Genomic DNA, 15,532 nt, shown 5'->3' with positions numbered 1-15,532 from the left:
TAATCATACAAACACCTCACAATTTAAATTACAGATAGATATGCACTCTAATCTTTACAAGTTACAGCCTTGTTAGACATACGAAGAATTAGCTTTAGCTAATCAACATCCAGCTTATTCGCAAAAACTCGTAAAGTAGAGATATCACTCTTTTTTAGGAGGATTTAAACCTCAAGGGGGAATACGAAAATCTCTATCTGTTTACGAGAACAATTATCTCAAATTGTTTTTTAAAGCACAAGTTTTTTAAGTTTTCATGCTACTAGGCAGGAGGAGTAGATGAAAACTTTTAGATAGGATATTTATTTTGATGTGTTTTACAAACTATATTATACAAGGGGGATTTATGTGAAGGGATTTTTTAGTTTTATGGAAAAACATTTTGTGCCAGTGGCTGCTAGGATAGGTTCTCAAAGACACCTAGTTGCTATTCGTGATGGCTTTGTCGGGATTATGCCTTTAATTTTAGCAGGTTCTTTTGCGGTATTATTGAATCAGACTGTTTTTAAATGGATACCTGTACTTGGTACGCTTACTGCAATCAATGGGAATGTTTGGTGGGGCACATTTGCAGTAATGAGTCTATTAATAGCTTTTTCAGTTGGATACAATTTAGCTAAAGGTTATGGTTCCGATGCACTTGCAGCAGGAGTGATTTCTGCAGCAGCCTTTTTAGTTGTAACTCCACAAGCTCATGGAGATGCTGGTTGGGGTTATATTCATTGGGGATATTTGAATGCTACAGGTTTATTTACTGCTATAATAGTAGCTATTATAGCTACAGAAATATTTGTTAGACTTATGAAAAAGAATATTGTTATAAAAATGCCTGATAATGTACCACCAGCAGTTGGAAGAGCATTTGCAGCAGTAATTCCAGGTTTGATTGCAGTATATGTACTTGGGATTTTAGCATTTTTAATAAGTAAGTTAGGTGGAACTAGTTTATATGATTTAGTTTTAAATCTAATTCAAAAACCTTTACAGGGATTTAGTCAAGGGGTACTTTCTGCTATGTTCTTTGCTATGCTTATCAATCTTTTCTGGTTTTTTGGTTTGCATGGAGCTAATATAATGGATCCAATAATGAATACATTGTATTTACCTGCTTTAGAAGCGAATGCAAGTGCCATCCAGCAAGGATTACAAGCACCTAATGTAGTTACAAGAGTTTTCTTTGATGCTTATGTACATTTAGGTGGTTCTGGTGCTACATTAGCACTTATTTTAGCAATATTTATTGCTTCTAAAAGGAGAAAAGATTATAGAACAATTGCAAAATTAGGTACCCCAGCAGGAATTTTTCAAATTAACGAGCCTATAATATTTGGACTACCTATAGTTCTTAATCCGATTTTATTTATCCCTTTTATTATTGTTCCAGGAGTTTTAACACTTATAGCTTATGTTGCGACTGCTAGTGGATTAGTGCCGCCAACATATGTTGTAATGCCATGGACAACTCCTGTTGGTATTGGTGGTTTTTTAGCAACAGGTGGCGACATAAGAGGAGGATTATTAGCATTAGTAAACTTTATAGTAGCTGTAATGATATATTTACCATTTGTAATTCTAGCAGATAAGATGGTAAGGGGAGAACATGATACCGAAAAAGGAAAAAGTACTGCCGAATAAAACCGGGAAGACTTTATGTCTTTTCGGTTTGGACTTTTTAATGAGAATGAATAGGAATAAATCATAATTAAATATATTAATGCAAAGTATTTATTAAATTTTATTTTTGCGAGGTGTGATAATTATGAATAAAGGCTTAAAAGTTGCAGTAATAGGTGGAGGAAGTAGTTATACCCCAGAATTAATAGAAGGATTTATTATTAGAGCTAAAGAACTTCCAGTAGATGATATATATTTAGTTGATATAGAAGAAGGTAAAGAAAAGCTTAGTATAGTTGGAGAGTTGGCAAAACGAATGTTCTTTAAAGCAGGATTAAAAACTAGAGTACATATGACTTTAGATCGTAAAGAAGCTATTGAAGATGCTGATTTTGTAATAACTCAGATAAGAGTAGGCGGATTAGAAGCAAGAGCAAGGGATGAAAGAATTCCTTTAAGGTATAACGTTATTGGACAAGAAACAACAGGACCAGGAGGTTTTGCTAAGGCAATTCGTACAATACCAGTTATTTTAGATATATGTAGAGATATTGAAGAATTATCTCCAGATGCATGGTTAATAAACTTTACAAATCCAGCCGGAATTATTACTGAAGCAGTTTTGAGATATACAAATGTAAAAACTATAGGGTTGTGTAATGTGCCTATTGGAATGGTAAACAACGTTGCAAAGATACTTAATGTTGACAGCAAGCGTGTAAGAATAGAATTTGTTGGGCTTAATCATATGGTTTATGGTAAGGAAATATATTTAGATGGGAAAAATATAACTTCTACCGTTTTAAAAAAGTTGAGTGATAGCGCACTTATAAATATGAATAATATTCCTGATCTTAACTGGGATAAGGATTTTATATATTCGTTAGGAATGCTACCATGCCCTTATCATAGATATTTTTATATGACTGATGAAATTCTAGAAGAAGAGATTAAAGCTTTTCAGAGTGGTGAAGGTACTAGAGCACAGCAAGTGATGAAAATTGAAAAAGATTTGTTTGAAAAATATAAAAATCCAAGTCTTGATGAAAAGCCAAAAGAACTTGAAAAAAGAGGGGGAGCATACTACTCTGATGCAGCAGTTTCTTTGATAAGTGCAATATATAACGATAAGGAAGAAATCCATACAGTTAATGTTCGAAATAATGGGGCTATTTCAAATTTACCTGATGATGTAGTAGTAGAGATTAACTCAGTGATTAGTAAAACAGGAGCTAAACCAATTGCTTTTGGGAAATTACCAATAAAAATAAATGGACTAATTCAGCAAGTTAAATCATATGAACTTTTAACTGTAAAAGCTGGTGTAACAGGAGATTATTACACTGCTTTAATGGCATTAATAGCAAATCCTTTAGTTCCTTCGGTTAAGATTGCAAAAAAAATATTAAATGATATACTTGTTCAAAACAGAGATTATTTACCACAATTCAAATAGAAGATAAGGAGCGATAAATTATGGTTTCTGAAATGGTAATATTTTCAATAATAACTTATAGTGGAGATGCTAGAAGTTCAAGTATGGAAGCGATTACCTATGCTAAAAATGGAGATTTTGACAAAGCAAGAGAGTGTATTGAAGAAGCATCAAAAAAGCTTGAATTAGCACATAGGGAGCAAACAAAGCTTATACAAGCCGAGGCACAAGGTGAAAAACATGATATATCACTATTACTTATTCATGCTCAAGATCATTTGATGAATGCAATGACTGTTAGAGATCTTGCAGATGAGTTTATAAATATATATATGAAAATCAGTAATAAGTAATTCCTAATACTAAAATATAATTTAGGAGGATAAAATGAGAAGATTAGGTGTTTCTATATATCCAGAGAATGCAAGTGTAGAGCAAAATAAAGCATATTTATCTTTAGCAGCAAAATATGGATTTACAAGGGTTTTTACATGTCTTATATCAGCTAAAGGGGATATAGATAGGATTATTAAAGAATTCAAAGAAGTTGTTACTTATGCAAAGAATTTAGGTATGGAGGTTATAGCTGATGTAAGTCCAGAAGTATTTGAGCGATTTAATATTAGTTTCAAAAACTTAAGTTTTTTTCATGAACTAAATTTAACAGGAATAAGATTAGATATTGGTTTTTCAGGAATTGAAGAGAGTTTGATGACTTTTAATGAACATAATCTAAAAATTGAAATAAATATGAGTAATGGAACTAAGTATCTTGATAATATTCTTACGTATCTTCCAAATAAAGAGAATTTAATTGGATGTCATAACTTTTATCCTCATAGATATACAGGGCTTTCGAGAGAGCATTTTATAAAATGTTCTAGACAGTTTAAAGAATATGGTATAAGGACTGCTGCATTTATTTCTTCAAGTAATGCAACTTTTGGACCGTGGCATGTGAGTGAGGGATTATGTACTCTTGAAGAACATAGAGATAAGCCCATTGAAGTTCAAGCAAAAGATTTATTCAATACAGATTTAATAGATGACGTTATAATAGCCAATTGTTTTGCATCAGAAGAAGAATTAAAGACTCTTGGCAAACTAAATAGAAATATGCTTGAATTAACAGTTGAGCTTCATGATAACATTCCAGAACTAGAGAGGAAAGTAGTTTTAGAAGAATTACACTTTAATAGAGGAGACGTTTCTGAGTATATGATAAGATCTACACAAAGCAGAATAAAATATAAAGGGAATAACTTTAAATTGTTTAATCCAAAACCTATAAAAAGAGGTGATATCTTAATTGAGAGTTCCCTTTATGATAGATATGCTGGAGAGCTTCAAATTGCATTGAAAGACATGGATAATAATGGAAAGACAAATGTTGTTGGTAGGATTGTAGATGAAGAATTGTTTTTGATTGACTATATTAAACCGTGGCAAAAGTTCAAGTTTAAATTAAAAGAGAGATAAAATATAAAACTTAAAAGAAGATAAATTATGCTGATTCAGTATAATTTATCTTCTTTTAGAATATCTCAAAAATCGATTTTAATAAGATTACTATAGTAAGACATGCCGATTTGTTTATTAGAAAATTAAATAATTTTAACTTGGTAAGGTTGCATAGGGGCTTTCTATAACTTTTAAAACTTACAGTAACTTGACACAATCATTATATAAACTCGATTTGACAAAAAATATATATTGATGTATCATATATAGTTGTGGTAATAAATACGTTTTGTGCACCCGTAGCTCAGCAGGATAGAGCGGCGGCCTCCTAAGCCGTGTGTCGGAGGTTCGAATCCTCTCGGGTGCGCCATTTTTGTATATCAGGAGAAGCTTGTCTATGGATGAATATTTCATGAGATTGGCTATTAAAGAGGCATATAAAGCCTATAAAATTGGTGAAGTTCCTGTAGGGGCTATTGTTGTAAAAGATGGAAAGGTTATAGGAAGAGGATATAATATTAAAGAAACACTAAAGGATGCTACGTGTCATGCGGAGATTATAGCTATTAAAGAGGCAAGTAAAACATTGGGTGGGTGGAGGCTTTTAGGAACTACAATGTATGTTACTATAGAGCCTTGTCCAATGTGTGCAGGAGCGATAGTGAATTCTAGGATAGAGAGACTTGTGATAGGTGCTAGAGATTTTAAAATGGGTGGTTGTGGTTCTGTATTAAATATAGTTGATAATCCTAAATTAAATCATAGAGTAGATATTGTATGGGGTGTATTAGACAAAGATTGTTCTAGTATTATTAAAGAATTTTTTAAAAAGATTAGAGAAAATTCAAAAAAATAATATTAAATTATGGAGAGATGGCAGAGCTGGTCGAATGCGCCTGACTCGAAATCAGGTGTACACCCTTTAAGGTGTACCGAGGGTTCGAATCCCTCTCTCTCCGCCAGAAATTTATAGGTGCACAGGGGAGTAGCTAGCACTTTTATAGTGTAATTAAGCCAACATCATGGTAAGATTTTCTTATCTGGCTTAATTTTAAATAGTGAGACTTGTGTATAGCGTTATTACGTTATACTCAAGTCTTTGTTTTTATATAGACTTATTATACAATTCAATAAAATATAATTCAAGAAGGAAGGTGTTTTTATGGAATCATTAGTATCAAATATTATTACTAATGCATCTTTACCAGTTCTCTTTATGATTATAGCAGTAACTCTGTATACGTTAAGTAAAGGAGCAGATTTACTAGTAGATGAGGCAGTAGCATTATCAGAGGAATTAGGAATACCCAAAATGATTATTGGTGCTACAATTGTGAGTTTAGGAACTACACTTCCAGAAGCATCAGTTTCGGTTATGGCATCAATCGCAGGTAATTCCAGTTTAGCATTAGGGAATGCAGTTGGTTCTGTAATATGCGATACAGGACTTATACTTGGGATTGCAGCATTAATTTCTCCACTCAAAATACAGAAAGATGTTGTTAATAGACATGGTTGGATTCAATTTTTTGCTGGCTTGTTGTTAGTATTAGTTTCTATACCGTTCACTTCTTTAAGATATATATTTACTAGAGGAGGACATATATCCAATTTATCTGGAGTTCTATTTATTATTTTATTAGGAGTATATATATACACCTCTATAAAATGGACTAAAAATAGTAAAGATGAAAACTTATCTACAGAAGAGTCTAATGGAGAAACAGGAAATAAATTCATAACTCTAATGAAATTAGTCTTAGGAGTAGTTATTATTATCATCTCTTCAAAAATACTAATTCCAACAGTACAAGAAACAGCTATTAGATTAAATGTTCCAAATAGTGTAATAGCGGCTACTTTAGTTGCATTTGGCACATCACTTCCAGAACTCGTTACATCTGTTACAGCTTCTATAAAAGGTCATGGAGAATTAGCCATTGGTAATGTTATAGGTGCAGATATTTTAAATGTACTATTTGTAGTAGGATCAGCGGCAGCCTTTTCAAAAGAAGGCATACACGTTACTCCTGATTTCTTCAAATTATACTTTCCAGCAATGATATTTGTATTAACCGTATTCAGATTAAGTACTATATTTAGTAAAGATAAATTAAAAAGATCATCAGGATTTATTTTACTATTAACTTATATCGTAATAAGCGTATTAAGCTACTTATAAACATACTTATTAAAATAATTTTTTCTAAATTCTTTAGGTGTAATACCAGTATTATCTTTAAATAGTTTCGAAAAATAACTTTGATTATTAAAGCCTACTGCGATAGAAATGTCTAAAATAGACATTTCATTTTTTTTAAGTAGTTCTTTACTCTTTTCAATCCTTATATTGTTTAAATATTTTGAAAAACACACACCTGTATATTTTTTAAAGAGCGAGCAGAAGTATGTTTTACTTATATGTACATGATTACACACATCGTCTAGTTTAATATTCTCTGAAAAATTATTATGGATGTATGAAATGGCCTTTCTAATAAGTATATTTTCAGTACAGGAATAATTATCTAAAATTACATTACAATACTCTTCTATCATTTTTTCTCCTATTGCTATAGTGTCTTTTATTGAATTAGAAGATTCTATTTTATTTAAAAACTTGTAGTTTTTTATCTTTAATAAATTAGAATTAATACCTATGTCTATTATCATTCTATTTATTAAAGCTGAAAGTGATATTATATGATTTTTAATACATCTTAAACGACAGCCATTTCCTATATCATTGAGAATATATACATTAACAATTTTTTTATATGTCTTTAGAGCATTATTTAATTGTCCTGCCTTAATACTGTCTAAAATTACACCTTCAAGAGCTATTTGAATATTCAATCTATCATGTAGCGTATCATTTTGCATTTTTAAAAAATTAATCATAAAAATTTCTCCTTATTTAAATTTTAAAATCAATAATATTTTTATAAAAGAAATAAAAAAGTTAAAGATAAAAATTCTATTCCCATTATAATAGAAAATGAGATTGATTTTCAATATCTTTTGAAATTGATTTTTATATATAAAAAATATCAAGGAGGATTTGAAATGAAAAAGATATTATCTATTTTTCTAGTAATAACTTTACTATCTTCAATATTAATCGGTTGTAATAATACTGAACAATTAAATAAGGATGTAAAAGTTGAGCAGGATGCTGATAAGAACGTCAAAGAGGAAGAAAATAAGAAAATTGTAATTTTAGATGCAGAAGGTAAAGAGATAGTATTTGATAAGATGCCTAAAAAAATAGTTCCAATTTCTTATAGCATAGCATTAGTTATGCATGGACTTGGAATTGAAATAGAAGCAATGACATCAACTAAGCGACCACTACCCGATGAACTTAAAAATATTCCAAAAGTAGGAAGTCCTATGCGTCCAGATATAGAAAGAATTTTAGCAATACAGCCAGACGTTGTAATTATGTCTCCAAGGTTCTTAGAAAAACATAAACAAACCTTTGAAGAACATAATATTAAATATTTAGCATTGAAAAATGATACTTATCAGGATACTAAAAAGCTTATTAAAGACATCGGAGAGGCTTTTGGAGCAAAAGAAAAAGCTAAACAGGTATTAGATGAATTTAAAAAACGAGAAGAAATAATTATGGATAAGATTAAAGGTAAAAAAGCTCCTAAAGTTATGATTATTCATGGAGCACAAGGAACGTTTACTTTAGCAAGAGATATTACTTTCACGGGTAGTTTAGTAAAAATGCTGGGAGGAATAAATGTTACAGAATCAATTCCTTTTGAAGAAAATTTAGGAGCGTATATTCCTTTTAGTCAAGAAAAAGTTGTAGAAATGAATCCAGATGTAATTTTACGTATATCTCATGGAGATTCTGAACAGACAAGAAAAATATTTGAGCACGAATTTAATACAAATCCGGTTTGGAAAGAAATTAATGCTGTAAAAAATGGCAGAGTTTATGATCTCGACAACACTTTATTCTTTGCAAATCCTGGACTTAAATCTATTGACTCATTAGAATACATAGCAGAAATATTATATTTTAAAGAGGATGCAGAAGGAGGAAATAGATGAGTGCACAAAACGCAGCTGTAAATATGAATTTAAAAAGTAGATCTATAAAAAGGATTATTGTATATATTGTTGAGATTGTTTTACTTATTACGTTAGTATTAGTTTCTTTGAGATTTGGAAGTGTAAATTATTCATTGAAACAAATAATTGATGCGCTTACGATTGGTTCAGATTTTACTGTTAGAACGATAATTTTAAATATAAGATTGCCAAGAACTATATTGGCAGTATTTGTAGGGGCTAATCTAGCTATATCAGGTGCTTTATTACAATCGGTATTGAGAAACCCATTAGCATCTCCTGGAGTTATAGGAGTAACTTCAGGAGCTAGTTTAGCTGCAATTATTATAATGTTAGTTTTTCCTGAGTTGACAGCGTTAGTTCCATTTGTAGCATTTTTAGGTGGAATGATAGCAACTTTTTTAGTGTTTATATTGTCTTGGAGACAAGGAATAAGTGCTGTACGTATTGTATTAGCTGGAGTAGCTATAAATGCAATACTTGGCGGTGGAACATCAATGCTTTCAGTTCTATATAGTGATAGAATTCAAGGGATTTTAATGTGGGTAAATGGAAGTTTAGCTGGTAAAAGTTGGAATCAAGTTGAGATATTACTTCCTTATACTGTTATAGGATTGATAATAGCAGTATTTGAGACGGGTGTTGCTAATGCTTTACAACTTGGAGATGATACTGCAAAAAATTTAGGGGTAAGGGTCAATTTAGCAAGAGTTATTTTATCTATGACAGCGGCTTTTTTAACAGGTATTTCTGTTGCAGTTGTAGGATTAATTGGTTTCATAGGTCTTATTGTTCCGCATATAAGTAGATTATTGGTAGGTTCGGATTATCGTTTTATGTTACCGTCAAGTGCTATACTTGGAGCAAATTTACTCGTTTTAGCCGATATGGTAGCTAGAACGGCATTTTCCCCTATAGAGTTGCCAGTTGGAATAATCATGGCATTGGTTGGAGGTCCATTTTTCCTATATTTGCTTAGAAAAGTTAGGGGGTATGGAAGTTGATTAGTGCAAAAAAGATAAATATACATTATGACAGAAAACAGGTGATTTATGATTTATGTATGGATATTAATGAAGGCGAGATTATTTCGATAATAGGTCCAAATGGTTCCGGGAAATCTACGATATTAAAGGCTTTATCTAGGCTGATAAAACCGTCAAATGGGGTAGCATATTTAAATGGTTATGATATTCAAAAATTACCTACCAGAGAAGTTGCGAAAAGATTATCAATTTTAAGTCAACACAATCATAGCCCAGCAGATTGTACTGTTAGAGATTTGGTATCTTATGGAAGGATGCCTTATAAAAAGTGGTATGAATTTAAAAATAAATATGATGATGAGGTTGTAGATTGGGCAATAAATGTAACTAAACTTACTAGTCTTGCTGACAGATTTATTAGTACTTTATCTGGAGGAGAACGTCAGCGAGCTTGGATTGCGATGACTTTAGCACAAAAAACTAAAGTTTTAATGCTTGATGAACCAACTACATATTTAGATATTTCCCATCAGCTAGAAGTTATGGAACTACTATATGAAATTAATAGGAAATATAGAGTAACAATTATTATGGTACTACATGATTTAAATCAGGCATCTAAATATAGCGATAGGATTTTTGTGATAAACAAAGGTAGACTTGTCATGCAAGGAAGTCCTCATAAGGTAATTACTAAAAGGATGTTAAGAGATGTATATAATATTGAAGCACAAATAACTATAGACAAAACTACTTCTAAACCTATGTTTTTTGCTATTAGTCCATTAAAAGGATACGAAGACAATATTATTAGAATTAAGGAGGCAAAATAGTGAACATGTACTCAATAAGGCAAAGAAGTCATCATGCATCCTTAGTAAAATTAAAAGATGCATTTACCGATAGACAGAATCATATAGAATATATAAAAAAAGTGTTAAAAACAAAAGCTGATAGACCTCGAGCTATATATATACATATACCTTACTGTGTTAAATTGTGTTCGTTTTGTAATTTAAATAGAGTAAAATTAGATTCGTCAGTAGAGGATTATCATAAATTAATAATTCGTCAGATTAAATCGATTGCAGATTACGAATATATTCAATCGAAGGAATTCGAATCAGTTTATTTTGGAGGAGGTACGCCGACAGTACTATCAGCAAAGCAGATTGAAGCCATTCTTAAAACTATGCATGATCTACTGCCAATTAGTCGAGATGCAGAGATAAGCGTTGAGACTTCAATTTCTGAACTTACTGAAGAAAAATTAGACGTAATGAAAGAAATGGGAGTAAATAGATTTAGTATAGGAGTACAGACGTTTGTCGATAGAGGAAGAAGACAGTTGGGGCGTAGAGGAAGCGGATATGATGCAATTAAGAAAATACAAAAAGTAATAGACAAAGGATTTAAGAATACAAATATTGATTTAATATATAATTATCCAGGACAGACAAAAGAAGAACTTTATTTTGATTTAAAAATTATAAAGGAATTAGATATTGCGGGAATAAGTTATTATTCTTTGATATTACATGAAGGCTCTATGTTAAGTAAACTTATTAAAGAGGGTAAAATTGCTGAACCGCCTGGTATAGAGGAGGAAAAAATTTTTTTTGATATCATATATGAAGAATTACTAGATAGCGGTTTTGATGTTCTTGAAATAACAAAATTAGTTAAAAAAAATAGAGATAAATATCAATATATACAAGTTAAGAATAGAGCTGGCGACTGTTTAGCGTTTGGGAATGGTGCTGGTGGGAGGTTAAAAAATTATTTGTATTATAACCAACCTACGATTAGTAAAATATTATATAAAATTTTACCAGTATCACCGATGGGCAAAGTAATAACAAATAATTATAATGTTGTAGATAAAATGATAGGTCAGGTTCAATTTGGATATATATCTTTTAATCAGTTAGATGCTGAAACAAATGAAAAAATGTATCAGTATTGTAAAGATTTTATTGATAGATTACTTGAAAATGGATTAATAAAGAAAGATGGAAATAAATATAAGTTAACAAAAGATGGTATTTTCTGGGGTAATAATATATGTAGTGATTTTACAGAGAGATTAATAAATTTTTTTGAAAAGTATGATTAAAGAGGAGTGAGTGCTGTGAAAACATTAGTGGCTTATTCAAGCAGAACCGGAAATACAAAAAAGGTAGCTGAAGCAATCTATGAAGTCATGCCAGAGGATGCAGAAATAGTTAGTGTAGAAGACGTGAAATGTTTAGATAAATATGACTTTATCGCAATAGGTTGTTGGATTGATAAAGGAACGGCTGATAAAAAAGCTCTTGAGTTTATAAAAAAAGTAAAAAACAAAAATGTGGCAATTTTTATAACATTAGGAGCATATCCTGATTCACAACATGCAAGAGAATCTATGGATAGAATAAAGAAATTATTAGAAAAAGAAAATAACATAGTAGGAGAATTTATCTGTCAAGGGAAGATTGATCCCAAATTAATAGAAAAGTTTAAATCATTGCCTCCAGATCATCCTCATGCACTAAATCCAGAGCGTATTAAAAGGCATAAAGAAGCTGCTAAACATCCGAATGAGGAAGATTTCAAGAAGGCAAAGAAAATATTTAAAAATATTATTGAAAATCTAGAGTCAACAGTTTGTAGTCAATAGTTTATCTATTGGCTATTAATTTTTAATTAAAAAGACAAATTATTAGTAAAATATATTGACAACGATTATCATTATTAGTATTATATAAATGATAATAGTTATTATTATCATTATGTTACATATATATTAATAAAATGGTGATTAATGATAAGGAGGTTTTTTATGCCACTTTCTATGGTAAATCCAGGACAGAGTGTTATATTAAAATCAATAAGGTGGGGTTCTAAATTAAGGAAAAAACTTTATGATATGGGATTAACAGAAGGAGTTAAAATAACGGTAATATCTGATAATATTAACGGAGCATTCATAATAAATGTTAGGGGTTCTAGGGTAGTTTTAGGTTCTTCATTGACTAATCAAATAATAGTTGATGTCATATAAAAGATAAAGTTTGTTAAGGAGGAGTTTTTATGAGAAGAAGTCTTAAAGATTTAAAACCCGGACAGAGCGGAAAAATCGTAGGCATTAAAGGTAAAGGAGCTATAAAAAGACGCCTTATGGATATGGGAGTAACTGGTGGAACTATAGTTTTAGTTGAAGGAATAGCACCTTTAGGAGATCCTATAGAAGTCAAAATTAAGAATTATAAATTGACTTTAAGAAAATCAGAAGCTGAGAACATTATTGTTGAATAATTTTTTTAAACGAAATTGAGAATGATTATCAAAACCAATAAGAGAGGAGAGGGAGAATGGGGAACAATATTAATATTGCTTTAGCGGGTAATCCTAATAGCGGTAAGACGACTTTATTTAATGCATTGACGGGCTCTAGACAATATGTAGGAAACTGGCCAGGGGTTACAGTAGAAAAGAAAGAAGGAAAAACGAGATATAATGATGAAGAGATAGTAGTTGTGGATTTACCAGGAACTTATAGTCTATCACCATATTCATTGGAAGAAGTTATAGCGAGAAATTATATAGTAGAAGAAAGTCCCAATGTAGTTGTGAATGTAGTAGATGCAACTAATATCGAAAGAAATTTATATTTATCAATACAATTAATCGAACTTGGAACGCCAGTTGTTATAGCATTAAATATGATGGATATGGTTGAAAAAATGGGGATTAATATAGAAGTTAAGAAACTTTCTAAAATGTTAGGAGTTCCAGTCGTACCTATTGTTGCCAGTAAAAAGAAGGGAATTGAAGAATTACTAGATGTAGTAGTTAGACTTTCTAAAGGTGAAATAGAATATAATCCATGTGTAGTTGACTATGGAAAGGATTTGGAAGAGAAAATATCGGAAACGATAGAATCATTAAAATTAAATCCACTTGCTAAAAAATATAATTTGAGATGGCTTGCAATAAAAGTTATTGAAGGGGACGAAAAGGTTTTAAAAACGTTAAATATTGATGATGAAGAAGAAAGCTTTGAAGATGATGAGATTTCATTACTCGATGATTACGAATCTATAATAGCAGATAAAAAATATCAGTTTATAACAGAGATTGTATCAAAGGCAGTAAATAAACCGAAGGATGAAAAATTGACTACGTCAGATAAAATAGATAAGGTTTTGACGAATAAATGGCTGGGTATTCCTATATTTGCGGGATTGATGTATATAGTATTCTTTATGACTTTTAACATTGGTAACATTTTTCTAGATATCATAGATGCATTCTTTAGTGAAACTGTATCTGGATGGGCTAGTAACGCTTTAGAAGCTGTAGGAGCGGCAGAATGGCTAAAATCTTTGATAGTTGATGGTATTATTGGTGGAGTAGGTGGAGTATTAACTTTTCTACCTAATATTATAATTCTATTTATATTCATCTCAATTTTGGAAGATAGCGGCTATATGGCAAGGGTTGCATTTATAATGGACAGGGCAATGAGGAAAATAGGGTTAAACGGAAAGGCATTTATACCTATGTTGATGGGATTTGGTTGTAATGTTCCGGCTATTATGGGTACGAGAACGCTGGATAATGAAAAAGAGAGAATTGCAGCGATATTGATAAACCCGTTTATGTCATGTGGGGCGAGACTTCCTGTTTATATATTGTTTGCATCAGTATTTTTTGCAGGGCATGAGGATACAGTTGTATTTTCATTATATGTTTTAGGAATTTTAGTAGCAATAATTGTTGGATTAATATTTAAGAAGACTTTATTTAAAGGAGAAGGAGCACCTTTTGTCATGGAGCTTCCGCCTTATAGAATACCTACTTTAAAGGGAATATTTATTCATGTATGGGAAAGAGTAAAAGGATATTTAGTGAAAGCAGGTACAATAATATTTGCTGCTTCTATAATACTCTGGTTTTTATTGGGATATAATTTTTCTGGCCCAGCAGATATTACAGAGAGTATCGGTGCTAGCATAGGTAAGGCTATTGCTCCAATATTTACTCCTCTTGGATTTGGAAATTGGAGAGCGGCATTATCATTAGTTTCAGGACTTCTTGCTAAAGAGGTAGTTATAAGTAATATGGCTATTATATATGGATTAGGTGAAACAGTAGCTGAAGCTGCTTTAGAAGGAGATATAACAGGTTTTGCATCTACATTGTCTAATACTTTTAATCAGCTTACGGCTTATGCTTTTATGGTATTCGTGCTTTTATATACACCTTGTGTGGCAACTATTGGGGTTATCAAGAGAGAGACTAATTCATGGAAATGGACTTTGTTTTCTATAGCATACCAGTTTGTTGTAGCATGGGTTATGTCGATGTTAGTGTTCCAAGTAGGAAGTTTATTGGGACTTGGGTTATAAGGAGTTGATATTATGAGTAGTGGGACTATAGCTACTGTTATTATTTCCATTATAATATTTGGATATGGCATTTTCAGTATATTGAAAAGTGTGAAGAAAATGTCAAAAGGAAAGTGTATAGGGTGTAGTGAGTGTAATTACAAATGTAATAAAATGAATTAAAAGGTTTTAAATTGCAGGCTAATGGCATTAGCTGTTAGCTTGCTTTCTATTTTAATCATTTAGTATTACTTCAATTCGTAATTTAAGATATTGATAAAAAGTGCCGATAAATAATATATGATGCAGATAAGTAGAAAAGACAAAGAAAAAATAATAGAATCAATTAAAAATGGAAGAATTGATGCAGCTGATATAAGTTTTCCAAATTTAATAGACGATATAATAATGAAAATGAATAGAAAGGGGTTAATAAAGGATTTAACAAAAGCATTCAAAGATAAGCGAAAGAAAAATAAGCACATACCAATGGAAAATATATTAGCTTTATCAATTGCAGCAAAGATGAAGATAAAAACAAGTTTAACAGATATACCATATGCTATAACAGA

The 15,532-nt window shown here is 31.0% G+C and carries 17 protein-coding genes and 2 tRNA genes; 18 read left to right on the top strand and 1 reads right to left on the bottom strand.

Features of this window, described 5'->3' with window-relative positions:
- Positions 1-348: 348 nt before the first annotated feature.
- The 8 genes from BUB51_RS08840 to BUB51_RS08805 all read left to right on the top strand — a co-directional run bounded on the left by BUB51_RS08840 (position 349) and on the right by BUB51_RS08805 (position 6,692).
- Positions 349-1,635, top strand: coding sequence for a PTS sugar transporter subunit IIC (locus BUB51_RS08840; RefSeq protein ID WP_073197160.1), 1,287 nt, complete (start codon positions 349-351; stop codon positions 1,633-1,635).
- Between the two features lie 124 nt (positions 1,636-1,759).
- Positions 1,760-3,070 carry a 6-phospho-beta-glucosidase gene (locus BUB51_RS08835; RefSeq protein ID WP_073197158.1) on the top strand — a complete coding sequence of 437 codons (1,311 nt, stop codon included), beginning with the start codon at positions 1,760-1,762 and terminating at the stop codon, positions 3,068-3,070.
- Positions 3,071-3,090: 20 nt separating this feature from the next.
- Entirely contained in the window at positions 3,091-3,402 is a 312-nt protein-coding gene (locus BUB51_RS08830) for a PTS sugar transporter subunit IIA (protein WP_073197156.1), read from the top strand.
- A 34-nt stretch (positions 3,403-3,436) separates the two neighbouring features.
- Entirely contained in the window at positions 3,437-4,528 is a 1,092-nt protein-coding gene (locus tag BUB51_RS08825; protein WP_035162450.1) for a DUF871 domain-containing protein, read from the top strand.
- A 275-nt stretch (positions 4,529-4,803) separates the two neighbouring features.
- A tRNA-Arg gene (locus BUB51_RS08820) sits at positions 4,804-4,880 on the top strand.
- 27 nt (positions 4,881-4,907) lie between these two features.
- Positions 4,908-5,366 (top strand): tRNA adenosine(34) deaminase TadA, encoded by a 459-nt coding sequence (tadA, locus tag BUB51_RS08815; protein ID WP_073197154.1) that lies wholly within the window; start codon positions 4,908-4,910, stop codon positions 5,364-5,366.
- An 11-nt stretch (positions 5,367-5,377) separates the two neighbouring features.
- Positions 5,378-5,472: transfer RNA gene (locus tag BUB51_RS08810), tRNA-Ser, on the top strand.
- A 200-nt stretch (positions 5,473-5,672) separates the two neighbouring features.
- Positions 5,673-6,692, top strand: a complete 1,020-nt coding sequence (locus tag BUB51_RS08805) for a calcium/sodium antiporter (protein ID WP_073197152.1) — start codon at positions 5,673-5,675, stop codon at positions 6,690-6,692.
- On the opposite strand, the gene BUB51_RS08800 is transcribed toward BUB51_RS08805, so the two are convergent.
- A complete protein-coding gene (locus BUB51_RS08800) occupies positions 6,683-7,411 on the bottom strand; it encodes an AraC family transcriptional regulator (RefSeq protein ID WP_073197150.1) in 729 nt (242 codons plus the stop codon). The genes BUB51_RS08805 and BUB51_RS08800 overlap by 10 nt on opposite strands.
- 165 nt (positions 7,412-7,576) lie before the next feature.
- On the opposite strand from BUB51_RS08800, the gene BUB51_RS08795 reads away from it, so the two are divergent.
- The 10 genes from BUB51_RS08795 to BUB51_RS08750 form a co-directional block, all read left to right on the top strand.
- A complete protein-coding gene (locus tag BUB51_RS08795) occupies positions 7,577-8,581 on the top strand; it encodes an ABC transporter substrate-binding protein (protein ID WP_073197148.1) in 1,005 nt (334 codons plus the stop codon).
- Positions 8,578-9,606, top strand: coding sequence for a FecCD family ABC transporter permease (locus BUB51_RS08790; protein ID WP_242844208.1), 1,029 nt, complete (start codon positions 8,578-8,580; stop codon positions 9,604-9,606). The genes BUB51_RS08795 and BUB51_RS08790 overlap by 4 nt, the downstream gene beginning before the upstream one ends.
- Positions 9,603-10,421 carry an ABC transporter ATP-binding protein gene (locus tag BUB51_RS08785; protein WP_073197146.1) on the top strand — a complete coding sequence of 273 codons (819 nt, stop codon included), beginning with the start codon at positions 9,603-9,605 and terminating at the stop codon, positions 10,419-10,421. The genes BUB51_RS08790 and BUB51_RS08785 overlap by 4 nt, the downstream gene beginning before the upstream one ends.
- Before the next feature lie 5 nt (positions 10,422-10,426).
- Positions 10,427-11,704 (top strand): coproporphyrinogen-III oxidase family protein, encoded by a 1,278-nt coding sequence (locus tag BUB51_RS08780; RefSeq protein WP_242945575.1) that lies wholly within the window; start codon positions 10,427-10,429, stop codon positions 11,702-11,704.
- Positions 11,705-11,719: 15 nt separating this feature from the next.
- Positions 11,720-12,247, top strand: a complete 528-nt coding sequence (locus BUB51_RS08775; protein ID WP_073197142.1) for a flavodoxin family protein — start codon at positions 11,720-11,722, stop codon at positions 12,245-12,247.
- A gap of 162 nt (positions 12,248-12,409) precedes the next feature.
- Complete coding sequence (locus BUB51_RS08770) at positions 12,410-12,631, top strand: FeoA family protein (RefSeq protein WP_035162461.1); 222 nt, start codon at positions 12,410-12,412, stop codon at positions 12,629-12,631.
- A gap of 29 nt (positions 12,632-12,660) precedes the next feature.
- Positions 12,661-12,885, top strand: a complete 225-nt coding sequence (locus BUB51_RS08765) for a FeoA family protein (protein ID WP_073197140.1) — start codon at positions 12,661-12,663, stop codon at positions 12,883-12,885.
- Between the two features lie 56 nt (positions 12,886-12,941).
- Complete coding sequence (gene feoB, locus BUB51_RS08760) at positions 12,942-14,981, top strand: ferrous iron transport protein B (RefSeq protein ID WP_073197138.1); 2,040 nt, start codon at positions 12,942-12,944, stop codon at positions 14,979-14,981.
- 12 nt (positions 14,982-14,993) lie between these two features.
- Positions 14,994-15,143: a FeoB-associated Cys-rich membrane protein gene (locus BUB51_RS08755; RefSeq protein WP_083599574.1), complete on the top strand. Its 150-nt coding sequence runs from the start codon at positions 14,994-14,996 to the stop codon at positions 15,141-15,143.
- Positions 15,144-15,260: 117 nt separating this feature from the next.
- On the top strand, positions 15,261-15,532 hold a 272-nt coding region (locus BUB51_RS08750), incomplete at its 3' end, for a hypothetical protein (RefSeq protein WP_278294243.1).

The sequence above is a fragment of the Caloranaerobacter azorensis DSM 13643 genome (assembly GCF_900129995.1).
GTDB classification, from domain to species: Bacteria; Bacillota; Clostridia; order Tissierellales; family Thermohalobacteraceae; genus Caloranaerobacter; species Caloranaerobacter azorensis.
Note: the sequence above shows the minus strand (reverse complement) of the source record. Positions and strands in the feature narration are given on the sequence as shown.